Source organism: Pseudomonas laurylsulfativorans (assembly GCF_002906155.1).
GTDB lineage: Bacteria > Pseudomonadota > Gammaproteobacteria > Pseudomonadales > Pseudomonadaceae > Aquipseudomonas > Aquipseudomonas laurylsulfativorans.
The window spans coordinates 1,376,499-1,398,762 of the sequence record NZ_MUJK01000001.1 but is presented as its reverse complement, the minus strand read 5'-3'; the positions used below and the strand labels follow the sequence as shown (position 1 = coordinate 1,398,762).

Here is a 22,264-nt window from a genome sequence, read left to right as displayed (position 1 = left end):
CAACCTGTGTGGGAGGGTGTACGCAGATTTCGCATTCGACGCAGATCAACTTTGGGAGTGTCAGGCGCCATAAATATTGAATGTGCCTCAGTCGGTTTGTGGATGCTGATCGCTGATGTTGTGCCAATCCGCTTTCGAGCCGACATTCACATGTTTTTGCTTGCGGGGGCGTAGCGGCGTATCCAGGGTACCGAGGGCAATCGAAACCCACTCGGAAAACGCTCCTGTCGAGTCAGTCCAGAACAGCGAAGATCCGCAACGGCAACAGAACTGCCGCGTGACGCCTTTGGAGGATTCATACGCCATCAGCGAATCAGCGCCGGTCATGATCGATAGCGCCGAGGCGGGCGCGCTCGCGTAGGTCGCAAACGCAGCCCCATGGCTCTTTCGGCATTGCCTGCAATGGCAATGGGTGACGGCTTTCAGCTCGGTCGACAAACCATATTTGATGGCGCCGCAGAGGCAACTGCCCCGGTGAAACTCATCCATGTAACGTCATCTCCTTGTCGATAGTATTTTTGTTTCCTGCCGGGTTTTCTGCTGGTCGAAATCGGTCTAAAAGCCCGGTTGGCAATCGTGTGTGTTTTGCTATTCTCAAACCTGTAGGTGAAGACGCAGACTGATGCGCAAAAGGATAGCAAGGAGACGTGGGGCGCGTTCCGAAGGGTACACGGTTAGAAAGATCCCCGCGCTGGGATCCAGCCCTTATGCCGTGTGAAGCAGAAGAGTTCCATTACGGTTTCACGACTCTTCTGTGGGAGGCCTGATAAACCTTGTAAGCCGGAGACCAGCACCGGCCACCTACTTGTTACATTCACCCACAAAGCCCGCTCAGAGCGGGCTTTTTAATGCCCGCAAGGTGGGGCCGGTCAGCGGCTCAAGGCGCGCCAAACAGCATCGTCCAGTAAACACCTTCGTCGCTGCGCGCATTGGCGGCGTAAGCGGCACCGACCTGGGTGAACATCGGGTTCATCAGGTTGGCGCAATGCCCGGGGCTGGCGAGCCAGCCGGCCATGGCCTTGCTCGGTGAGCCTTGTCCTGCGGCGATGTTTTCACCGATCTGCCGGCCACGGTAACCGGCGGCCCTGGCGCGGTCGGAGGGCATGTCGCCGTCGCGGTCCTGGTGGGCGAAATAGTTGCCGTAGGCCATATCCTTGCTGTGGCTTTGTGCTGCGGAACCTAAGGCCGCACTCCAGGACAGCGGCCGCGCGGCGGAAAAACGCTGGCGACCGCACAGTCGCGGTTTGCCCCGGGCCGCGTTGACCTGTGCCAGCAACGCCTGAGCGGCGCTGCGTGGATCGCCGGTCCGTCCATCGAGTACCGGCTTGGCGAGTACCACTTGCCACTCGCTCCCGGCGCGGCTGACACCGATGTCGGCGTATTGATTGTCGAGTAGTGCGGCGCAGTGCTCATCCTGGAACATATCGAACGCTTCTTCGGCATCCCGTGCACCCACCACGCGGATCGACCGCACCATGGTGGCCTGATAGCCGGAAGCCTTTAACCGGTCCCGCAACCCTCCGCCATAACCAACGGGCAGGGCCAGGTTCGATTTGAGCGTCAGGGGTGATAAGCGTTGCGCCGGTCGTCGGTCGCAGCGTTGCGGATGGGCGCGATAGTCGTTGATGGCGTCGACCAGTTGTCGTTGCCCATCGGCGTGGGCAGGGCTGGCGAAAACGGGGAGCAGGGAAAACAGGCACAGCGAAGAAAAGCGCAAGGCAACGACGGTTTGGCGCATGGACGGACAACTCGGATGAGATGACGACGATAGGAGAGGAAAAAACGCTGGGGTATGACCGGGGTCTGGAGACAAGGTTCACGGCGCAGGCATGTCTATTTGCGGGCGAAGCCATGAGTCCGACGAAGGGTGTCGGCGGGTCTGTATGATGAGACTTTTTGCCCCGGACAAGGATCAATCCATGAGTTTGAGCAAACGCGATCAGGCGCATATCGAACGGCGCCTGGTCGCCACCCTGACCGAAGCGTGCGAGATGGCCAAAGCGGAAATCGTCGGGTTCCAGTGGCTGACTCATGTCGTCGACTACGCTCGGTTTCCGGCCAGCCTCAAGGTGATCTGGGTCTTCGATACGCAGGTTGACAGGGAGCAGGCGTTGACCAAGGGACAGGGCGATCGCATGGTTGAATTCACCGCCATGGCCTTGGCTGAGGCGCAGGTTCAACTCGGCCCGGTGGCGGCCCATGTACTTTTCGATTCTGAAGAAGCCTGCCAGCGGGACAACGCCGGAAACTGGCAGCAACGGCTGTCACGCAAGCACTAGGCTGGCTGATCGGTACTGGCTGAAGCCGCCTTTGTCGCGACGTCCGGGGTTTCGCTCGGCCGCAGCCTGAAGCGACAGACATGCCCGCCACGCACCATGCATTCGCTGTGCTCGACTTCACCGCCGCCCAGCGCGCCGATCAAGGCCAGGTCCAGTTCGCAGACCACCGGATGCTCGGCGGCCAGGCGATGGAACACGCAGTTGTGCGCGACGATTTCCGGGCTGTCGCCTGAGCGAAAAAACACTTCGGCCTCGTAGCCCGCCTGGTTCATGTGCTGGACGATTCTGGCTTCGTCCACGACCTGTTGCTCACGGTCCAGCGCCAGTTTGCGGCCCATGCTGCGCATCAGCGAGGCCAGGGCCTGGGGGCCGATGATGGCGGCGACTTCATCGATCAATACGCTGGCCAGCAGCTGATAGTGGCGAGGGAACTGCTCCCGCGCGTGGTCGGTGAGCCGATACAGCTGCTCCGGACGGCGCCCCGTCGGCCGGGTGTCGCCGCGCAGCACCAGACCATCACGCTCCAGCGCCGCCAGGTGTTGGCGAATCGCGGTGCGCGTGACCGCCAGATGCTCAGCCAACTCGTCAATGCTCATGCCGCCAGCATGATGCAGCAGCGCATTGAGCAAGTCTTGCTGTGTTCGGCCCAGTCCTTCCAGCATGGGAAACCCTCGCGCGATATCAGAATTTGTCCGGGAATTGCTTGACCAGCGCACCGGTCAACGCATCGGCCAAGGCCAGGATGTGCGTGCGCATCATCGCCCAGGTACGGGCTTCGCCGGCGTAATCGTGGGCGGCAAACTCATCGATCTGGGCGATGTGGTGACCGCCATGGGCGGACAACATGTTGACCAGTGTGGCTTCAGGCAGATTGGGGTTGGCGCCGGCCAGGAATGCCGCAATCGCCTTGGCATTGCTGGTCAGATCGGTGACGGCGGCCTGCTTGCCCTTGGTGTCCTTGGCCACCGTGGCGTCGCTGTAGTGTTTCACCGCGCCCCAATGACCGGCAAGCAGCTTGAGCAGTTGATCCGCCGCGGGCTGGCCGTAGAGCGGGGCGATGCTGTTGGCGATTTTGGTGGCGTTGTCGACCACCTGGTCCGCCGCAACTTTGGCTTGCTTCTGGTCCGCGGATTGATTGGCCAGCGCGTAGTTTCTGATCCAGAAAATGTGTTCGACCCAAAGGTCACGCTCGGCCAGGCGCGTAGTCAGCGCGGGGCTATCGGCAGCGGCGGGTGAAGCGGTGGGAGTCTGGCTCCAGACCGGTTGTGCACAGAAAGCCAGCAGGAGCAAAGCCAGGGTTTTGATATTCATGACGGCACCCTCTGAGAGTGGGAACGTTCGACAGTATCAATATAGGCATAAAAATATGTTTTTATTGGCCCAAAGAAAACTCTCGGACCAATGGTCATGGCCGGCTACCGAAAGTGACTTTGCTCTTTGTGGCGAGGGGGCTTGCCCCCGTAGGGCTACGAAGTAGTCCTCATCCAGACGATACGGTATCTCAGGCAAACCTCATGTCGTTGTTTTGCGACCGCTTCGCGCTCGAACGGGGGCAAGCCCCCTCGCCACAAGGATGGATATTGCCGCTACAAGCCTTCCCTCAGTGCTTCGAGGTAATCAGGGCTTTCGCTGATCGAGTTATGCCCCGTCCCCGGTATGACCTGCAACGACGCCACGCCTTTGGCGAAGTGCGTATACAAACGCTCGGTGCTCGGGCGCGCAATCACCTCGTCATGCTCGGCCGCGATCAATAATGTCGGCACCGTGATACGGGCGGCGTAGCGCCAGGACTGGAATTTGTCCTTCAACAACCAGCGCACCGGAAACCAACGAAACTGACGGGCGGCCAGCCCTTCGAGGCTGTTGTAGGGCGTGATCAGCACCAGCCGTGCGGCCGGGCGCTGGCTGGCAAGGCGTACGGCAACCCCGGAACCCAGGCTGCGTCCGACCACCGCCACATGCGCATGGCTGGCATACACCGTGTCGAACAACGTGATGGCATCGCGGGCAATGGCCTCTTCGGAAGGCGAGCCGGAACTCCCGCCGTAGCCACGGTAATGCAGCAGATACAGCGCGTAGTCAGGGAACGCCTGGGAGAACACGGGCAAGTTGCGCGAGGCGTCTTCGGCATTGCCGCCAAAATAAATCAGCGCGTTGGGCCCCTCGTGAGGACGGACAGTGACCAGCACCTGGGCGTCGGCGACCGGCAGGGTGAGCAGCGTTGCGGCTGTCCCGACGGCGCGCGGTTGCGGGTAATAGATCAGCGCCCGTTGAAACACGAACAGCGCGACGCACAGCACCAGGTACAGCGCAGCGACGATGACGACGAGTAACACCAGGGTGCGTGACATTCGACTAACGTTAGTGGGCGGCATGATTGCTCGGGGTTTGAAAGTGGCTAGCGCAAGGCTTTCTGAGTCTAGTCAATCGACCCTTGGCGCGGGTTGTCCGGACTGTTGACGCACGGGCCGAACCCGAATGACTGGTGAGAAGCGTTTTATGAGCCATCCTGAGGGTTACACCCGTAGAGAAATACTCACGCTGGCTGCCGGTGCTTCGGCGGTCTTCACGTTCGGTCCGGTGGGGGCACAACCTGCGCCACCGACGGGAACAGGAGGCAAGACCATGCAGACTCGCGCCATTCCTTCCAGCAACGAGCCCTTGCCGATCGTAGGCTTGGGCACTTATCGCGGATTCGACGTCGAGCCTTCGCAACCGGCCTACAAGGACTTGCCCGCGGTACTGGATGCGTTGTTCGACAAGGGTGGCACGTTGATCGACAGCTCGCCGATGTACGGTCGCGCCGAACATTCCATCGGCGAACTGCTGTCGATTCATGAGCCACGCTCGCCGGCGTTCCTGGCCACCAAGGTGTGGACCCGGGGTCGCGAAGAGGGCATCGCGCAGATGGAGCAATCTTTCGCTCTGTTGCAGACCGACCGGATCGACCTGATGCAGATCCACAACTTGCTGGACTGGCAGACGCACCTGCCGACCCTGCGCCACTGGAAGGAAAAAGGGCGCATTCGCTACATCGGCATCAGCCATTACACCGCATCGGCCTATGAAGAAGTGGAGGCGGTACTCAAGGCCGAGCCACTGGATTTCTTGCAGATCAACTACGCGCTGGATGATCGCGGCGTCGAGAAACGCTTGCTGCCGTTGTGCCGCGAGCGGGGCGTGGCGGTGATCTGCAATCGGCCGTTTGGCGGTGGCGGCCTGCTGGCCAAACTCAAAGACAAACCGCTGCCAGGCTGGGCGGCGCAAGTCGGGGTCAAGAGCTGGCCACAACTGGCGCTGAAATTCCTGCTGTCGCATTCAGCGGTGACCTGCGTGATTCCGGGCACCGGCAACCCGCGCTACATGGCGGAAAACGCCAGGGCCGGTTTCGGCCCGATGCTGACCGATGCCCAGCGTCACCAGCTGATTGCACTGGTGGGCGAGTGACTCACCCGGCGCAGGCTTGAATTACCGAACCTCTCCTATACTGTCTCGCGTCCATGCCGTTGAAAGCGCATTCGGTGCCCTGACGGCGTCCCTGTCCATCACTGCAAGGAGATCGAACATGGCTATCCGTATTGGCGACGAAGCACCGGATTTCACCGCTGAAACCACCGAAGGCACGCTCAATTTTCACCAATGGGTCGGCGATGGCTGGGCCATCCTGTTTTCCCACCCCAAGGACTTCACCCCGGTGTGCACCACCGAACTGGGTTACCTGGCCAAACTCAAGCCGGAATTCGACAAGCGCAACACCAAGGTCCTCGGCCTCAGCGTCGACCCGGTCAGTGACCACAACCGTTGGGTCGGTGACATCGCCGAGACCCAGGGCTGCGCGGTCAACTATCCGCTGATCGGCGACGAAAACCTGGTGGTGGCCAAGCTCTACGACATGATCCACCCCAATGCCAGCGGCGGCGCACGCACGGCGGTGGACAACGCCACGGTGCGTTCGGTGTTCATCGTCGGCCCGGACAAGAAGGTCAAGGCCATGCTGATCTACCCGATGAGCGCCGGGCGCAATTTCGATGAAGTGCTGCGCCTGCTCGATTCCCTGCAACTGAACGCCAAGCACACTGTTGCCACGCCGGTGAACTGGCGGCCGGGTGAGGATGTGATCATTCCGACTTCGGTGTCTGACGAAGATGCGAAGAAGAAATACCCGGATGGCTTCAAGACCCTGAAGCCGTATCTGCGGACGGTGGCGCAACCGAAGTAACCTCGGCAGCCCTGAAATCGCCTTCGCGAGCAGGCTCCCACAGGTACCTGAGTCGTTCACAGATATGTGCTTCGACTCGGACCTTGTGGGAGCGGGCTTGCCCGCGATGGGGCCGGCCCTGTTGACTCCTCAAACCAGATACTTTTTAAACCACCCCAACGTCCGCTCCCACGCCAGCTTGGCCGCCGCCTCGTCATAACGCGGCGTCGAGTCGTTGTGGAAGCCATGGTTGCAGCCCGGGTAAATGTAGGCCTCATAGGTCTTGCCCCCGGCCTTCAACGCCTTCTCATAGGCGGGCCAGCCTTCGTTGATCCGCGTATCCAGTTCGCCGTAGTGCAGCATCACCGGGGCCTTGATCCGGGGCACTTCCTCGGCCGTCGGCTGACGGCCATAAAACGACACGGCGGCACCCAGTTCCGGGTAGGCCACGGCCGCGGCGTTGGTCACGCCACCGCCGTAGCAGAACCCGGTGATGCCGACTTTTCCCGTGGCGGCCGGGTGTTTCATCATCCACTCGACGGCGGCGAAAAAGTCGTTCATCAGCTTTTCCGGGTCGACCGTGGCCTGGAGTTCGCGGCCTTTGTCGTCATTGCCGGGATAACCGCCGACCGAACTCAGGCCGTCCGGGGCGAGGGCGATGAAGCCGGCCTTGGCCACACGCCGCGCCACGTCTTCGATGTAGGGGTTGAGCCCACGGTTCTCGTGCACGACCACCACCGCCGGCACTTTGCCGCTGGCCTTGGCCGGACGCACCAGGTAACCGCGAACCTCGCCGTGGCCCTTGGGCGACGGGTAGGTGACGTATTCGGCAAGGATGTCCGGATCGGTGAACTCGACCTGCTCGGCCAGTGCATAGTTGGGGCTTAGTGCAGTGAGCAGGGCGCCAGCGGTCAAACCGCCGAAGGTAAACAACGCCGCACGGTCGAGAAACTCCCGGCGGTTGATCTTGCCGTGGGCGTAGTAGTCGTACAGTTCCAGCAGTTCGGGGGCGAAGTCTTTTGCGGTTAGACGGGTCATCGGTGCGCTTCCTCATATAAGGTTGAACACGGCCCCTGTGGGAGCGGGCCTGTGGCGAGGGGGCTTGCCCCCGTTGGACTGCGCAGCAGTCCCATTTTTCGGGGGCCGCTTCGCGACCCAACGGGGGCAAGCCCCCTCGCCACAAGCCCATTCACAGGGGGAAAGGTGATGCCAAAACCTCATTCCAGGCACTGCGCCCCGGCCTTGGCTACCTGCGCATCCTGTTCCGGCTTGACGCCCGACACACCGATGGCACCAATCACTTGCCCATCAAAAACAATCGGCACGCCACCTTCCAGCGAAGTCAGCACGGGTGCTGACAGGAAAGCGTAGCGCCCACTGTTGACCATGTCCTCATAACTTTTCGATTCGCGCCGCCCGAGGGCTGAGGTCCGGGCCTTTTCGGTGGCGATGTACGCGCTGCTCGGCGCGCAGCCGTCGAGGCGTTCGAGGGCCAGGGGGTGGCCGCCGTCATCGACGACCACTATGGTCACGGCCCATTGGTTGGCCTGCGCTTCGGCGCGGGCGGCTTTGATGATCTGGCCGACTTCGGCCTGGCTCAGGACGGCTTTGCTGTTCATGGGCATCTCCGGGATTCGCTTAGGGCAGGGCGGCTTCGACCAGTTCGATCCAGTGCCGCACCGGGGTTCGGCCCGCGCCGTCGAGGTGCGACTGGCAGCCGATGTTGGCCGTGACAATCACCTCGGGATGGCCGCTTTCCAGGGCGTTGAGCTTGTTGTCGCGCAGTTGTCGCGACAATTCGGGCTGGGTCAGTGAGTAGGTGCCCGCCGAGCCGCAGCACAGGTGCCCGTCGGGAACGGGCGTCAGGTTGAAACCGAGTTCGCTCAGCAGCGCTTCCACGGCACCGCCGAGCTTCTGCCCGTGCTGCAAGGTGCAGGGGCAATGGAAGGCCAGGCGCTGGGAGGCGTGGATGCCGAGCTTTTCCAGTGGTTCGTCGCGCAACACCTCCACCAGGTCCCGGGCCAGTTCGCTGACCTTTTTCGCCTTGTCGGCATAGGCCGGGTCGCTGGCGAGCAGATGGCCGTAGTCCTTGATGAAGGCGCCACAACCGCTGGCGGTCTGCACAATCGCCTCGGTGCCTTTTTCGATGCCCGGCCACCACGCGTCGATGTTGCGTCGGGCGCGATCGAGGCCGGCGGCCTGGGCATCCAGGTGGTAGTCCACGGCACCACAGCAACCGGCTTCGCGGGTCGCGATGACGCTGATCCCCAACCGGTCCAGCACCCGCGCCGCCGCGGCATTGGTGTTGGGTGACAGGCCGGGCTGCACGCAACCTTCGAGCATCAGCACCTGGCGCTCACGGTGGGTCATGGGCCGCGGCTTGGCCGGGTAGACACTGCGCGGCAACTTGCTTTGCAGGGGGCCGGGCAGCAGGGCGCGGAACACCTGACCGCCATTGACCAGGCTCTTGAACAGATCGGGATGCGGTACAGTCTGGCGCAACCCCTCGCGCAACAGGCGTTGACCGAGCGGGCGCGGCACCGCCGCATCGACCACCGCCCGCCCGATGTCCAGCAGGTTGTGGTAATCGACGCCCGACGGGCAGGTGGTTTCACAATTGCGGCACGACAGGCAGCGATCCAGGTGTTGCTGGGTCTTTTGCGTGACGTCGTTGCCTTCCAGCACTTGCTTGATCAGGTAAATGCGCCCTCGCGGTCCGTCCAGCTCATCGCCGAGCAATTGATAGGTCGGACACGTGGCATTGCAGAACCCGCAGTGCACGCAGGTGCGCAGGATGCTTTCGGCTTCTGCGGCACGGGGCAGATGGCTGGCGCGTTCACTCAAGGTCGTCTGCATGGTTCAAAGCTCCGCGTACAGGCGTCCGGGGTTGAAGATGCCCCGTGGATCGAGTTGTTGTTTGAGGTTGCGGTGATAGCGCATCAGCGCCGGCGGCAGCGGATGGAACGGCGTGTCGGTCAGGCCGTGACTGAAGCAGGTGACATGACCGCCGACCTCGTCGACGACCTGGCGAATGAACGCCGCTTCGGCATCGGACTTCAACCAGCGCTGGGCGCCGCCCCAGTCGACCCACTGGCGCCCCGGCAGCGACAGGCGCGGCGTGTTGTGCGGCAGGGACAGGCGCCACAGCGGCTGGTCTTCATCGAAGTAGCTCAGGCGCTGTTCGTTGAGATCGTCCCAGAAGGCAGCGTCCAGCCGTTCGCCGCCGAGGCGCTCATGGGCCGCCGCCACCGAACCTTCACCGCCCTCGAGCCGCAGGTGCAGGCGTGAACCGTCGTGACAGGCAGCGCTGATCGGCAGCGGCTGCTGGCCCCAATCCGCCAGGCGCAGCAAGGCCTGTTCGGTGTTCATTTCCAGGCTGATGCTCAGGCACTGTCGGGGTTTGGGCAGCACTTTCAGGGACACTTCGGTAATCAGCCCGAGGCAACCGTAACTGCCGGCCATCAGGCGCGACAGGTCGTAGCCGGCGACGTTTTTCATCACCTCGCCACCGAAGCGCAACAGCTTGCCTTGCCCTGTGATGACCCGCGTGCCGAGGACGAAATCCCGCACCGAGCCGGACCACGGGCGCCGTGGCCCGGACAACCCGCAGGCGATCATGCCGCCGACGGTGGCGCCATCGCCAAAGGACGGCGGCTCGCAGGGCAGTATTTGTTGCGCGGCATCCAGCACTTGCGCCAGTTCCGACAGCGGTGTGCCGCAGCGCGCGGTGATCACCAGTTCAGTCGGGTCGTAACTGACGATGCCACGGTGCGAGCGGGTGTCGAGAATTTCCCCGGCGGTGGTGCGCCCGAGAAAGCCCTTGCTGTTGGAACCCTGAATGCGCAACGGCGTGGCGTTTTCCAGCGCCTGATTGACCTGTTCCAGCAGAGACTGGCTGTCATCGAAATCTTCAGGGCCGCGCATCAGAAACGCTCCAGCTCAGGGAAGGGCAGTTGACCGTGATGCACATGCAGGGCACCGAATTCGGCGCAGCGGTGCAGGGTCGGAATGTTCTTGCCGGGGTTGAGCAGGCCGCTCGGGTCGAAGGCGGCTTTGATGGCATGGAACAGGGTCAGCTCATCGCTGTTGAACTGCGCGCACATCTGATTGATCTTTTCGCGACCCACCCCGTGTTCCCCGGTGATGCTGCCGCCGACTTTCACGCACAACTCCAGGATCTTGCCGCCCAGGGCTTCGGCGCGGTCCAGTTCACCGGGTTGGTTGGCGTCGAACAGAATCAACGGATGCATGTTGCCGTCGCCGGCATGGAACACGTTCGCCACCCGCAGGCCGTATTCGTTCGACAGCTCGGCGATGGCATGCAGCACGCCGGGCAGTTCGCGCCGGGGGATGGTGCCGTCCATGCAGTAATAGTCCGGCGAGAGGCGGCCCACCGCCGGGAAGGCATTCTTGCGCCCGGCCCAGAAACGCACGCGCTCGGCTTCGTCCTTGGCCTGGCGCACCTCAGTCGCGCCGGCCTGTTGCAGTACCTGGCGCACCCGGTCGCAATCATCAGAGACATCGGCTTCAACACCATCGAGTTCGCACAGCAGAATGGCCTGGGCATCCACCGGGTAACCGGCGTGGATGAAGTCCTCGGCGGCGCGGATGGCCAGGTTGTCCATCATTTCCAGGCCACCGGGGATGATGCCGGCGGCGATGATGTCGCCGACCGCGCGCCCGGCTTTTTCCACGGAGTCGAACGCCGCCAGCAGCACTTTGGCGGTCTGCGGTTTGGGCAGCAGTTTGACCGTGACCTCGGTAATCACCCCGAGCAAACCTTCGGAGCCGGTGAACAGTGCCAGCAGATCGAAACCGGGGGCGTCGAGGGCATTGGAGCCCAGGCTCAGATGCTCGCCATCGACGGTGAGGATGTCGACCTTGAGTACGTTGTGCACCGTCAGGCCGTACTTCAGGCAGTGCACGCCACCGGCATTTTCCGCGACGTTGCCGCCGATGGAGCAGGCGATTTGCGAGGACGGGTCCGGCGCGTAATACAGGCCGAACGGTGCCGCCGCCTGGGAAATCGCCAGATTGCGCACGCCGGGCTGAACCCGTGCGGTACGGGCGGCGGGATCGATGTGCAGGATATTGTTGAAGCGCGCCATCACCAGCAGCACGCCTTTCTCCAGGGGCAGCGCACCACCGGACAAACCGGTACCGGCGCCCCGGGCCACCACGGGGACGTGCCGTTCATGGCAGACGCGCAGTACCCCTTGCACCTCGTCGATGTGCCGGGGCAGCACCACCAGCATCGGGGTGGTGCGATAGGCCGACAGGCCATCGCATTCGTAGGGCTTGAGTTCCTCCTGCTGATGCAGGATTTCCAGACCCGGCAAGCGGGTTTGCAGCGCGTGCAACAGCGCCTGTTTGTCGACGTCGGGCAAGGCGCCGTCAACGCGCTCATCGTAGAGAATGTTCATTGGCGCTCGACACTCGTTTTGTTGATGCGTGAGGTCTGTTTTCGCGGTCCACTGTCTTAATCATTGGCCCATCAGGCTCAGCTGTCCATGGGATCGTTCTCTGCTCGACGTACCACCATCCACTGTAGGAGCGAGCTTGCTCGCGATGGCGGAGTGTCATTCAACATAGATGTCGAATGGTCTGCCGCTATCGCGAGCAAGCTCGCTCCCACAGGGGTCAGGGTTAAGCAGAATGACGCGTGTATTCGATTTAATGGCCACCCACCACCATGTGGCTGAACGGTGCGACATAGGCCTGCAGCGTCACCAGCCCGCCGACCAGGATCGCCAGCACAATCGAGTGGAAGAACACGTAGCGCAGGATTTCCCCTTCATGGCCGTACCAGCGGGTGGCGGTGGAGGCGACCACGATCGACTGGGCGTCGACCATCTTGCCCATGACCCCGCCGGAACTGTTGGCGGCGGCCATCAACACCGGGCTGATGCCCAACTGCTCGGAGGTCACCCGTTGCAAACCGCCGAACAGCACGTTGGACGCGGTGTCCGAGCCGGTCAACGCCACGCCGAGCCAGCCGAGCAAAGTACCGAACATCGGGTAGAAAATGCCCGTCGCCGCGAAGGCCAGGCCCATGGTCGCATCCAGGCCGGAGTAGCGTGTGAGAAAGCCCAATGCGAGCATCGCCGCAATGGTGATCAGCGAGTAACGCACCACCCACAGGGTGCGCAGGTATTGGCGAATCAGTTGCGGGATCGAGTAGCCCATCAGCAAGCCGCCGACAATCGCCGCCAGCAGAATGCCGCTACCGGTAGCGGTGAACCAGGTGAACTTGTAGATCGCCTCTTCGGTTTTCGGTGCAGGCACCACGGGCGGGACTTTTTCGACCTGCAAGTGCAGGGTGGTGAAGGTCACGACCGGCGCGAACACCGGGTTGGCCTCGCGCAGCGGTTTGCCCTGAGGGTCGAGTTTGGCCGAGCTGGTTTGCGGGTCAATCGCCGGGCGGGTGTCGAAGGTATTTTTGAAGCCCTGGGTCCCCCAGATGAACACGAAGATCGTGAGGATGATCCACGGCATCCATGCGCGCATGACCGCCGGTTTCGCCTCGTTGGCGAAGGTTGCAGTGGGTACAGGCTTTTCGTCGTGCTCGGCGTCGATCTTCGAGTTGTCGACGCGACCGGACAGTGCAGCGGAAGTGTGCACCGTGGCTGGTTTCCACATCTTGAGGAAGCCGGTCAGGCAGGCCATGGAAATCAGCGCAGCGATCACGTCCACCAGCATCGGCCCGTGATAGTTCGACACGAGGAACTGCGGCACGGCAAAACTGACCCCGGCCACGAGGATCGCCGGCCAGATTTCCAGCATCTTGCGCCAGCCGGCAAAGGCCCAGATCAGCCAGAACGGCACCAGCACTGAGAAGAATGGCAATTGCCGGCCGACCATCATCGACAGCTCCATTTCATCCAGTCCGGTGACCTTGGCCAGGGTGATGATCGGCGTGCCAAGGGCGCCGAACGCCACGGGGGCGGTGTTGGCGATCAGCGCCAGCCCCGAGGCGGCGAGTGGCGAAAACCCCAGCCCGATCAGAATCGCCCCGGTCACCGCCACCGGTGTACCGAAACCGGCCGCGCCTTCGAAAAACGCACCGAAGCAGAAAGCGATCAGGAGCAATTGCAGGCGTCGGTCATCGGTGATGCGTGCCAGGGAGTCTTGCAGCACTTTGAACGAACCGTTCTCGGTGGTCAGACGGTGCAGGAAGATGATGTTCAATACGATCCAGCCAATTGGCAGCAGTCCATTGGCTGCACCGAACAACGCCGCCGAACCTGCCATGCTCGCCGGCATGCCGAAGGCGAAGATCGAGATCAGCAAGGCCGAGGCCAGGGCGAGCAGCGCTGCCAGGTGCGCCTTGACATGGAAAAATGCGAGGGACGCCAGCATCACCACCACCGGCACAGCCGCCATGAGCGTTGAAAGCACCGGGTTACCGAACGGATCGTAGACTTGCTGCCAGACCATGTTCCACCTCTGCTTTTTATTGTTGGACGTGCAGATCCCCTGGGGGGGGAGGTGGCCTTCAGTATAGGTGGCATTGCGGCGCAGTCAGGGCAGGCCGTTGGTAAGGGCGGATCAGCGCTTTGCGGGGGGCTGAGCTAGCATTGCCAGTAGGCTCGCAATCCACAGACGGGAGGAAAGCAGCAATGACTGAGCGCCATGAGGTCCACAAGGAAACGCTGTCGAATGGATGCAGGATCGAGGTCAAGGCCGAGATTTTGAAGGATGGTTCGTTGGGAATGTTTATAGGTGTCTACCGGCCGGACGGCACGGTCATCAATGAAGACCACGATCCCCGGCCGCACTTGCTGGACATGGAGGCGGCGATGGATTGGGGGATCGATATCGCCAAGGGGATCGGTAATAGCCAGCGGACGCTGTGAGCGGTAACCGTCCGTGCGAGGGCGACCGGCGGTCGCCGTCAGAACCCGAACGAACGGGACGGGCTTTTTGCCAACTCGATATCCAGCAGGTGCTCGACCAGTACGTCATTCAAGAAACGGAACTGATCATTGAGCCCGACCACTTCGTTGCTGAAGTGATGATCGGCTGCCGGGATCAGCAACGCCTCGAACTTCTCGTCGAACAGCAGAGTCAACTCTTTACGTGACTCGAATTTCTGCGCGTAGAAATTATTGCCGAACACCGGAAAACGCACGGCGAGGGTAACGCTGCGAATCATGATGTTTGCTCCTCGCTCAGGACGTACCAGGCAAACAGGCTCAATGTGAACGCCGTCAGGGCCAGGCAGGTCAGCAGATGGATCAGCATGATGTTCCCCTCCGAATCGGGGTTTCGTGGTGGCTTGGGATTGATCCTACGCTGACGGCGTTCAAGCGGAAGGCAATCGCGGCGATGGTGAATATCGACGCCAGTGATGGTGGGTTTTGTGTTGTTGCTGCTGGCCCCATCGCGAGCAAGCTCGCTCCCACAGGTTCACCGCCGACCAGGGTGGGAGCGAGCCTGCTCGCGAAGGCGGCCTGCGGAGCACCGCCACCTATACTTAAACCGAGGGTTCTGAGTGTCGGGCATTTCGCCCGGTGCACACTGCAGGAAGTCGCAATCTTGAGCCTGCGTTCGCTGATCGTCGCCGTATTGGTGGTGTTGGCAGGGTGCGCCACACCGCCGCGCGCGCCAGTGGTAGTGGCGCCGGTCATCGTTTCAGCGAGCACCTGGCAGCAAGTGGACCGGGAGATCGTCGCCGCGTCGCAGTCGGCCACCGAGCAGACCAGAATCTACGCCCGCGGCGCCATGGATTACTGGCGCACACGGGTCTATGAACAGACCGAAGAGAACTTCATTCCGTGGTTCAGCAGCTACTGGACCCAGGAATGGCTGTCGATGAAGGTCAGCTGGTACACCCTCAGCGCCAAGGGCGAGCAGGACGCCTCGGCCAAGCGCCTGGCGGCCTACCTGCTCGAAGCCTATCAGGAGAAGGTCCTGGCCCCGGTGGCGGCGGAAATCGACCCTGATGCGATTCTTGGCCTGGCAGCGGCATTCTACGTCGACATCCTCAAGGAAGAACTGCAGAAAATCTCAACCCGCCATGGCGTGCCGATGGCCCAGCTCAACGGGCGCATCCAGAAAATCCCAGCCATCGCCCTCGGGCCGCCGCCGGCGCGGGACGCCTCGTTGTACCAGATCGTGCAAACAGAATCGCTGGTCACCTTGCCGGCCTACGCCGCGTTGATCGACAAAATCCATAAGGCTGGCGGTGACAGGGGCGTGGGTTCGACCGACACCGCGATGGCGCCCGTGGCCAAGCGCGCCAGCGAGCGCATGGAAGCCGAGATGGCTCCGCGCGGGGCCGCCAGTGCCGTGGCCGCCGCCGCCGGCAAACTCGCCGGCGGATTGATCACCGTTGGTGTAGCGGCCATTCGCGCGATCATTCAGGCTAACGACCGGCCAGACAGCGAGGCGTTGATCCGCAGCAGTCTGGGCAACACCTTCGACAAGGCCTGGATGAAACTGGTGCAGAACCCGACCACCGGCGTCATGGCCGGCACGCTTTACATGGCGGGGCAGATCGAAGGCAGCCTGGGCGGCAGCGCACAACCGCCGGTCGGTTTGAGCGCCGGCACTGTCGATTGGACACCAGCGCAATCGACTACCCAGCAGAACACCCCATGACCCAAGGAGAATTACTCATGTCTTACGTCGATGGTTTTATCGCTGCCGTACCCACCGCCAACCGTGAGCAATACATCAAGCACGCCAAAGTCGCCGCCTCGATCTTCAAGGAAAACGGCGCCTTGAGCGTGGTCGAATGCTGGGGCGAGGATGTCCCCGAAGGCAAGGTCACCTCGTTTCCAATGTCGGTGAAGCTCAAGGACGGTGAAACCGTTGCCTTTGGCTGGATCATCTGGCCGGACAAGGACACTCGAAATGCCGGAATGGACAAGATGATGCAGGACCCGCGCATGAAGCCAGACGTCAATCCGATGCCCTTCGATGGCCAGCGCATGGTCTACGGCGGGTTCGAAGTACTCCTCCAGGCCTGACGCCGCACGCGGGATCACTCCGGCGTCGGGGTGATCCTGCAACTCTTGCGCTGGTGGATCTCGTCGTCCGTCGGCCGCTCGCGGATGAACTCGAAGCGCGGCTCACCTTCGTTGTAATGCACCAGCCAGCCCCATTCCAGCGTGAGTTCATCCTGGCCTGGCTCGGGCGGCCTGGCCCACCACGGCTCTTTGCTGATGATCTGTCGCATGGCCCCTCCGGTTTTGCGGGATGCCAGAACTATAACTCGCCTGCCGCCCGACGCCACAAATGCGCTGGCCGGCTGGCGGGTGTTGAGTACACTCAGACAGTCTTTGATCAAGGAGTGCGGTATGAACGACGAAACCCGCGAGCCGTTCAAGCGCCTGTTCTTCGCGCTGGACTGCGCCCCGGCCCTGCGCCGGGATATCGCCCAGTGGCGCAGTGCGCTGCAACTGCGCAACGGCCGTCCGGTACCGGCGGACAACTTTCACCTGACGCTGAAGTTTCTGGGGGCTGTGGGGGTGGCGCAAATTGCCGATATCTGCACCGCTGCGGCGTCCATCCGCACGCCGGGCGAGCGTTTGACGGTGGTGCTGGACCGGCTGGATGTGTGGCGCAGGGCAGGGGCGTTGGTGCTCGCGCCGCAGCAGGCGACCCCCGCATTGCTGCGTCTGGTGTATGACCTGGAACAGGCGATGTTGCCGTTCGGGCTGGAGCAAGCCCCAAGGGAATACCGTCCGCACCTGACCCTGGCGCGGGATTATCGGGCGTCGGTGCCGGAGTCCGCGACACCGCCCGGGTTCTTCCTGCGGGCTGATCGATTCACCCTGTTCGAATCCCACAAGGGCCGTTATCGGGCGCTGGCCGAATGGTCGTTGGTTGATCACCAATAAAAAAGGTTCTTCACGCAATCCCGGGAAGGCAGATAACGCAATACCCTTAGGAGCCGGCTTGCTGGCGATGGACTCAAGTGCACCGCGTTTATCCGGTTCATACGCGTTATCGTTAACGACCATCGCCGGCACGCTGAAAATGAAGTGGGCTCCAAACCATTGAAAGCCCCAAAAAAAGGCGCCCGAGGGCGCCAAATTCACCTGAACCGAGGGAGCCAGGTGAGGCCGTTCTACTTGCAGGAGAGGCAGCGGTGGTAAGGCGCTGCGTGAACGGAAATGGGTAAAGCTGAAATGTGTGCTGGCTGTTCTGGCCTCTTCGCGAGCAGGCTCGCTCCCACTTTGGATTGCGTCCTCCTGTGGGAGCGAGCCTGCTCGCGAAAGCGATTCCAGGTTCAGCCAATCTGCTCAGTGAATTACTGCCCGAGTTTCACCTTGGTCCAGCCACGGGTCATGATCCGCTGGATGGCGATCGGCTGGTCCGGCACGGCATAGAGCGTGGCCATCACCGCTTCCGATGGGTAGGAACCCGGTTCGTTGCGGATGGCTTCATCCACCAGTGGCGTGGCCGCGGCGTTGGCGTTGCTGTAGCCGATGCTGTTGGTGATGTCGGCGATCACGTCGGGGCGCATCAGGAAGTTCATGAACAGGTACGCGTTCTCGACGTTGGCGGCATCGCGCGGGATGGCGAGCATGTCGTAGAAACTGGCGGCGCCTTCTTTCGGGATGCTGTAGTCGATCTTCACCTTGTCCCCGGCTTCCTGGGCGCGGGCCTTGGCCTGCAGCACGTCGCCGGAGTAACCGACAGCCACGCAGATGTTGCCGTTGGCCAGGTCCGAGATGTATTTCGACGAATGGAAGTACGCCACGTTCGGGCGAATCTTCATGAACAACGCCTCGGCTTCGGCGATGTGCTGTTTGTCCTGATCGTTCACCGGGTAGCCCAGGTAGTGCAGGGCGGTCGGGATCATTTCTGTTGGCGAGTCGAGGAAGCTGATGCCGCAGGCTTTGAGCTTCTCGGCGTACTCCGGTTTGAACAGCAGGTCCCAGGAGTTGGTCGGGGCGTTGGCGCCGAGCACTTCCTTGACCTTCTGCGGGTTGAAGCCGATGCCGATCGAACCCCACATGTACGGGATGGCGTGGGCGTTTTCGGGATCGCTCGCGGAGGCGTTTTTCAGCAGCACCGGGTTAAGGTTTTTCCAGTTCGACAGCTTCGATTTGTCCAGCGTCTGGTAGACGCCGGCCTTGATCTGCTTGGCCAGGAAGCTGTTGGACGGCACGACGATGTCGTAGCCGGATTTGCCCGCCAGCAGGCGTGCTTCCAGGGTTTCGTTGCTGTCGAACACATCGTAGGTCACCTGGATGCCGGTCTCGTCTTCGAACTTCTTGACGGTGTCCGGGCCAATGTAATCCGACCAGTTGTAGACGCGCAGAACCTTGTCGTTGGCCTGGGCGCCGGTGGCGATTGCGCCCAATAAGGACAGTGTCAGCAGAGTCCTGCCAAACATTTTCATCGGTACAACTCCATTTCTTTTTTATTCAAAAACAGTGAACACAAAACCTGTGGCGAGCGAGCTTTTGTGGCGAGGGGGCTTGCCCCCGTTGGGCCGCGAAGCGGCCCCAAAACCAGACACCGCGGTGTTTCAGTTACACCGCAGTCACTGGTTTTACGACTGCTTCGCAGCCGGACGGGGGCAAGCCCCCTCGCCACAGTTAACCGAGCGACGATTAGGCCGTCGCGCCTGCCATTTGTTTTTTCGGTTGCTGCCAGGATTCGCTGGCAGTCTGGTCCATGGCTTCCTGGATCGCGCGCTTGCGGCTTTCTTCGGCGCGGCGGCTGAAGTACCAGACCATGAAGGTCACGATGGAAACCGCCAACAGGATCAGGCTGGCTACGGCGTTGATCTCGGGTTTGACCCCCAGACGTACCGCCGAGAACACTTCCATCGGCAGGGTCGTGGAACCCGGGCCGGACACGAAGCTCGCCAGCACCAGGTCATCCAGCGACAGGGCGAACGACATCATGCCGCCGGCCGCCAGTGACGGCGCGATCATCGGGATGGTGATCAGGAAAAACACCTTGAATGGCTTCGCACCCAGGTCCATGGCCGCTTCTTCGATGGACAGGTCCAGCTCGCGAAGGCGGGCGGAGACTACCACCGCCACGTAGGCAGCACAAAACGTGGTGTGGGCGATCCAGATGGTGACGATGCCGCGTTCCTGTGGCCAGCCGATCATCTGCGCCATGGCCACGAACAGCAGCAACAGCGACAGACCGGTGATCACCTCAGGCATCACCAGCGGCGCGGTGACCAGGCCACCGAACAAGGTGCGACCCTTGAAGCGGGTAACGCGGGTCAGGACGAACGCCGCCAGTGTACCCAGGGCCACCGCCGCGATGGCGGTGTAGCAGGCGATTTCCAGCGAGCGCACTACCGAACCCATCAGTTGGGTGTTGTCGAGCAAACCGGCATACCACTTGAACGACCAGCCACCCCACACCGTCACCAGCTTGGAGGCGTTGAACGAGTAGATCACCAGAATCAGCATCGGCAGGTAGATAAACGACAGGCCGAAAATCAGCATGAACTTTGAAAATCCGAAGCGTTTCATCCCCGTGCCTCCATCTCTTTGGCCTGACTGCGGTTGAACAGCAGAATCGGCACAATCAGGATCAACAGCATCACCACCGCCAGGGCAGACGCCACCGGCCAGTCGCGGTTGTTGAAGAACTCTTGCCACAACACACGGCCGATCATCAGGGTTTCCGGGCCGCCGAGCAGTTCCGGAATCACGAACTCACCGACCACCGGAATGAACACCAGCATGCAGCCGGCGATGATGCCGTTCTTGGCCAGTGGCACGGTGATTTTCCAGAAGCTGTTGAAGGTGCTCGAACCCAGGTCCGACGCGGCTTCCAGCAGGCTCTGGTCATGCTTGACCAGGTTGGCGTACAGCGGCAGCACCATGAACGGCAGGTAGGCGTAGACGACCCCGATGTACACGGCGGTGTTGGTGTTGAGGATCTCGATCGGGTGCGAAGTCAGCCCGGTCCACATCAAAAACGCGTTGAGCAGGCCGTTGTTGCTGAGGATGCCCATCCACGCATAAACGCGGATCAGGATCGCGGTCCAGGTCGGCATCATGATCAACAGCATCAGGACGTTCTGCGCTTCCTTGCTGGCCTTGGTGATGGCGTAGGCCATCGGGAAGCCGATCACCAGGCACATCAGCGTGCTGAAAAACGCGACCTTCAACGAACCCAGGTAGGCGGACAGGTACAGCTCGTCCTGGCCCAGCAGGGTGTAGTTGCCGATGTTGAGCAACAGCTGGAATTTCTGCTCGGCGTAGGTGTAGATCTCCGAGTAGGGCGGAATGGCCAGGGCCGCTTCCGAGAAGCTGATCTTCATCACCAGGAAGAACGGCAACATGAAGAACAGGAATAGCCAGATGAAGGGAATCCCGATGACGAGCTTGCGCCCGCTGGGGACCAGTCTCAGAAATTGCTGATTGAAGGTTTTCATGCGCGCAGTACCACGCCGCTGTCGTCTTCCCACCACACGTAGACCTGGTCGTCCCAGGTTGGACGTGCGCCACGGCGTTCGGCGTTGGCCATGAACGACTGGACGATCTTGCCGCCGGGCAGCTCGACGTAGAACACCGAGTGACCGCCGAGGTAGGCGATGTCATGCACCTTGCCGCTGGACCAGTTGTAGCGGTTCTCCGGCTTGACGGTGCTGACCAGCAGTTTTTCCGGGCGGATCGCGTAGGTGATCGACTTGTCCTGCACCGAGGTGCTGACGCCGTGGCCGACGTAGATCTTCTGCTCCAGGTCCGGGCTGTGGATGATCGCGTGACCTTCCAGGTCTTCTACAACGGTGCCGTCGAAGGCGTTCACGTTGCCGATGAATTCGCAGACCATGCGGCTGACCGGTGCTTCATAGATGTCGACCGGGCTGCCGATCTGGGCGATCCAGCCCAGGTGCATGATTGCGATGCGCTCGGCCATGGTCATGGCCTCTTCCTGATCGTGGGTCACCATCACACAGGTCACGCCGACGCGCTCGATGATCTCGACCAGCTCAAGCTGCATTTGCGAACGCAGCTTTTTATCCAGTGCGCCCATCGGTTCGTCGAGCAGCAGCAGCTTCGGACGCTTGGCCAGGGAACGGGCCAGGGCCACGCGCTGACGTTGACCGCCGGACAGTTGGTGCGGCTTGCGCTTGGCGTACTGGGTCATGTGCACCAGGCGCAGCATTTCCTGCACGCGGGCGTCGATTTCGGCGGCTGGCAAACGGTCCTGCTTGAGGCCGAAGGCGATGTTCTGCGCCACGGTCATGTGCGGGAACAGCGCGTAGGACTGGAACATCATGTTGATCGGTCGTTCATACGGCGGCATGTCGGTGATGTCGACACCGTCGAGCAGAATCCGGCCTTCGGTCGGGCGCTCGAAGCCGGCGAGCATGCGCAGCAGCGTCGATTTGCCGGAGCCGGAACCGCCGAGCAGGGCGAAGATTTCACCCTGGTGGATTTCCAGGGACACATCGTCCACGGCGGTGGTTTCGTCGAATTTCTTGGTGACGCGATCGACTTTCACCAACACCTTTTTCGGTGCCTGGTGACCTTCAAGAGCCTTCCTGTAAATGCTGGAGGCGTTTGCCATGTGAAACTCCCAACAGGTTTCAGTCGCCAGGCCAACGCGGCCCGGCTTAATAGTGGATTGCAAACCCGTGAAGCCGGTCCGCGCTGATCCCTTGTAGGAGCGAGCCTGCTCGCGATGGTCGCCAACGATGACGCTGGCAGTCTGAATGCCCGCGGTGTCCGGACATCCATCGCGAGCAGGCTCGCTCCTACAGGGAATTGCGTTTCCCACCTCCGGGTTAATTCGGCGCCGCCGTCCTGGCTGCCTGGTAGTACTTGTTGTTATCGCAGTGTGTTGTTCT

General features: G+C 61.7%; 24 protein-coding genes. 7 read left to right on the top strand and 17 right to left on the bottom strand.

Annotated features, from left to right (window positions below; genetic code table 11):
• Positions 1 to 87: 87 nt before the first annotated feature.
• Positions 88 to 489, bottom strand: a complete 402-nt coding sequence (locus tag B0D71_RS06185) for a GFA family protein (RefSeq protein WP_103393958.1) — start codon at positions 487 to 489, stop codon at positions 88 to 90.
• A 388-nt stretch (positions 490 to 877) separates the two neighbouring features.
• Complete coding sequence (locus tag B0D71_RS06180; RefSeq protein ID WP_103393957.1) at positions 878 to 1,738, bottom strand: CAP domain-containing protein; 861 nt, start codon at positions 1,736 to 1,738, stop codon at positions 878 to 880.
• Between the two features lie 181 nt (positions 1,739 to 1,919).
• On the opposite strand from B0D71_RS06180, the gene B0D71_RS06175 reads away from it, so the two are divergent.
• Positions 1,920 to 2,279 (top strand): hypothetical protein, encoded by a 360-nt coding sequence (locus tag B0D71_RS06175; RefSeq protein ID WP_103393956.1) that lies wholly within the window; start codon positions 1,920 to 1,922, stop codon positions 2,277 to 2,279.
• On the opposite strand, the gene B0D71_RS06170 is transcribed toward B0D71_RS06175, so the two are convergent.
• The 3 genes from B0D71_RS06170 to B0D71_RS06160 form a co-directional block, all read right to left on the bottom strand.
• Positions 2,276 to 2,941: a helix-turn-helix transcriptional regulator gene (locus B0D71_RS06170; protein ID WP_103393955.1), complete on the bottom strand. Its 666-nt coding sequence runs from the start codon at positions 2,939 to 2,941 to the stop codon at positions 2,276 to 2,278. The two genes, B0D71_RS06175 and B0D71_RS06170, sit on opposite strands and share 4 nt — an antisense overlap.
• 19 nt (positions 2,942 to 2,960) lie before the next feature.
• A complete protein-coding gene (locus B0D71_RS06165; RefSeq protein WP_103393954.1) occupies positions 2,961 to 3,590 on the bottom strand; it encodes a hypothetical protein in 630 nt (209 codons plus the stop codon).
• 275 nt (positions 3,591 to 3,865) lie between these two features.
• A complete protein-coding gene (locus tag B0D71_RS06160) occupies positions 3,866 to 4,654 on the bottom strand; it encodes an alpha/beta hydrolase (RefSeq protein ID WP_103393953.1) in 789 nt (262 codons plus the stop codon).
• A 124-nt stretch (positions 4,655 to 4,778) separates the two neighbouring features.
• On the opposite strand from B0D71_RS06160, the gene B0D71_RS06155 reads away from it, so the two are divergent.
• Positions 4,779 to 5,726, top strand: a complete 948-nt coding sequence (locus B0D71_RS06155) for an aldo/keto reductase (protein ID WP_165798691.1) — start codon at positions 4,779 to 4,781, stop codon at positions 5,724 to 5,726.
• A gap of 118 nt (positions 5,727 to 5,844) precedes the next feature.
• Entirely contained in the window at positions 5,845 to 6,498 is a 654-nt protein-coding gene (locus B0D71_RS06150) for a peroxiredoxin (RefSeq protein WP_103393951.1), read from the top strand.
• 129 nt (positions 6,499 to 6,627) lie between these two features.
• Here the strand turns inward: B0D71_RS06150 and yghX are convergent, their stop codons facing one another.
• The 6 genes from yghX to B0D71_RS06110 all read right to left on the bottom strand — a co-directional run bounded on the left by yghX (position 6,628) and on the right by B0D71_RS06110 (position 13,914).
• Positions 6,628 to 7,515, bottom strand: a complete 888-nt coding sequence (yghX, locus tag B0D71_RS06145; protein ID WP_103393950.1) for a YghX family hydrolase — start codon at positions 7,513 to 7,515, stop codon at positions 6,628 to 6,630.
• Between the two features lie 179 nt (positions 7,516 to 7,694).
• On the bottom strand, positions 7,695 to 8,096 hold the full coding sequence (locus B0D71_RS06135; RefSeq protein WP_103393949.1) for a heme-binding protein: 402 nt from the start codon (positions 8,094 to 8,096) through the stop codon (positions 7,695 to 7,697).
• Between the two features lie 19 nt (positions 8,097 to 8,115).
• On the bottom strand, positions 8,116 to 9,333 hold the full coding sequence (glcF, locus tag B0D71_RS06130; protein WP_103393948.1) for a glycolate oxidase subunit GlcF: 1,218 nt from the start codon (positions 9,331 to 9,333) through the stop codon (positions 8,116 to 8,118).
• A 3-nt stretch (positions 9,334 to 9,336) separates the two neighbouring features.
• The gene (gene glcE / locus B0D71_RS06125) at positions 9,337 to 10,401 is read right to left on the bottom strand and encodes a glycolate oxidase subunit GlcE (RefSeq protein WP_103393947.1); all 1,065 of its coding nucleotides are present in this window, start codon (positions 10,399 to 10,401) and stop codon (positions 9,337 to 9,339) included.
• Positions 10,401 to 11,900 carry a glycolate oxidase subunit GlcD gene (glcD, locus tag B0D71_RS06120; RefSeq protein ID WP_103393946.1) on the bottom strand — a complete coding sequence of 500 codons (1,500 nt, stop codon included), beginning with the start codon at positions 11,898 to 11,900 and terminating at the stop codon, positions 10,401 to 10,403. The genes glcE and glcD overlap by 1 nt, the downstream gene beginning before the upstream one ends.
• A gap of 250 nt (positions 11,901 to 12,150) precedes the next feature.
• Positions 12,151 to 13,914: an L-lactate permease gene (locus tag B0D71_RS06110; protein ID WP_103393945.1), complete on the bottom strand. Its 1,764-nt coding sequence runs from the start codon at positions 13,912 to 13,914 to the stop codon at positions 12,151 to 12,153.
• A 182-nt stretch (positions 13,915 to 14,096) separates the two neighbouring features.
• On the opposite strand from B0D71_RS06110, the gene B0D71_RS06105 reads away from it, so the two are divergent.
• A complete protein-coding gene (locus B0D71_RS06105) occupies positions 14,097 to 14,333 on the top strand; it encodes a hypothetical protein (RefSeq protein ID WP_103393944.1) in 237 nt (78 codons plus the stop codon).
• Positions 14,334 to 14,371: 38 nt separating this feature from the next.
• Here the strand turns inward: B0D71_RS06105 and B0D71_RS06100 are convergent, their stop codons facing one another.
• Positions 14,372 to 14,632, bottom strand: a complete 261-nt coding sequence (locus B0D71_RS06100; RefSeq protein WP_103393943.1) for a hypothetical protein — start codon at positions 14,630 to 14,632, stop codon at positions 14,372 to 14,374.
• 383 nt (positions 14,633 to 15,015) lie between these two features.
• Between B0D71_RS06100 and B0D71_RS06095 the strand changes: the two genes are divergently transcribed.
• Together B0D71_RS06095 and B0D71_RS06090 are read left to right on the top strand one after the other, a co-directional pair.
• Positions 15,016 to 16,080: a hypothetical protein gene (locus B0D71_RS06095; RefSeq protein WP_103393942.1), complete on the top strand. Its 1,065-nt coding sequence runs from the start codon at positions 15,016 to 15,018 to the stop codon at positions 16,078 to 16,080.
• Between the two features lie 17 nt (positions 16,081 to 16,097).
• Positions 16,098 to 16,451: a DUF1428 domain-containing protein gene (locus B0D71_RS06090; protein ID WP_103393941.1), complete on the top strand. Its 354-nt coding sequence runs from the start codon at positions 16,098 to 16,100 to the stop codon at positions 16,449 to 16,451.
• 14 nt (positions 16,452 to 16,465) lie between these two features.
• Here the strand turns inward: B0D71_RS06090 and B0D71_RS06085 are convergent, their stop codons facing one another.
• On the bottom strand, positions 16,466 to 16,660 hold the full coding sequence (locus B0D71_RS06085) for a hypothetical protein (RefSeq protein WP_103393940.1): 195 nt from the start codon (positions 16,658 to 16,660) through the stop codon (positions 16,466 to 16,468).
• Positions 16,661 to 16,781: 121 nt separating this feature from the next.
• On the opposite strand from B0D71_RS06085, the gene thpR reads away from it, so the two are divergent.
• A complete protein-coding gene (gene thpR / locus B0D71_RS06080) occupies positions 16,782 to 17,324 on the top strand; it encodes an RNA 2',3'-cyclic phosphodiesterase (RefSeq protein WP_103393939.1) in 543 nt (180 codons plus the stop codon).
• Positions 17,325 to 17,737: 413 nt separating this feature from the next.
• On the opposite strand, the gene B0D71_RS06075 is transcribed toward thpR, so the two are convergent.
• From B0D71_RS06075 to potA, 4 genes are all read right to left on the bottom strand, one after another.
• Positions 17,738 to 18,835 carry a polyamine ABC transporter substrate-binding protein gene (locus B0D71_RS06075; RefSeq protein WP_103393938.1) on the bottom strand — a complete coding sequence of 366 codons (1,098 nt, stop codon included), beginning with the start codon at positions 18,833 to 18,835 and terminating at the stop codon, positions 17,738 to 17,740.
• 214 nt (positions 18,836 to 19,049) lie between these two features.
• Positions 19,050 to 19,934 carry an ABC transporter permease subunit gene (locus B0D71_RS06070; protein ID WP_103393937.1) on the bottom strand — a complete coding sequence of 295 codons (885 nt, stop codon included), beginning with the start codon at positions 19,932 to 19,934 and terminating at the stop codon, positions 19,050 to 19,052.
• On the bottom strand, positions 19,931 to 20,845 hold the full coding sequence (locus B0D71_RS06065; RefSeq protein WP_103393936.1) for an ABC transporter permease subunit: 915 nt from the start codon (positions 20,843 to 20,845) through the stop codon (positions 19,931 to 19,933). Before B0D71_RS06065 ends, B0D71_RS06070 begins: the two co-directional genes overlap by 4 nt.
• The gene (gene potA / locus B0D71_RS06060) at positions 20,842 to 21,984 is read right to left on the bottom strand and encodes a polyamine ABC transporter ATP-binding protein (RefSeq protein ID WP_103393935.1); all 1,143 of its coding nucleotides are present in this window, start codon (positions 21,982 to 21,984) and stop codon (positions 20,842 to 20,844) included. The genes B0D71_RS06065 and potA overlap by 4 nt, the downstream gene beginning before the upstream one ends.
• Positions 21,985 to 22,264 lie beyond the last annotated feature (280 nt).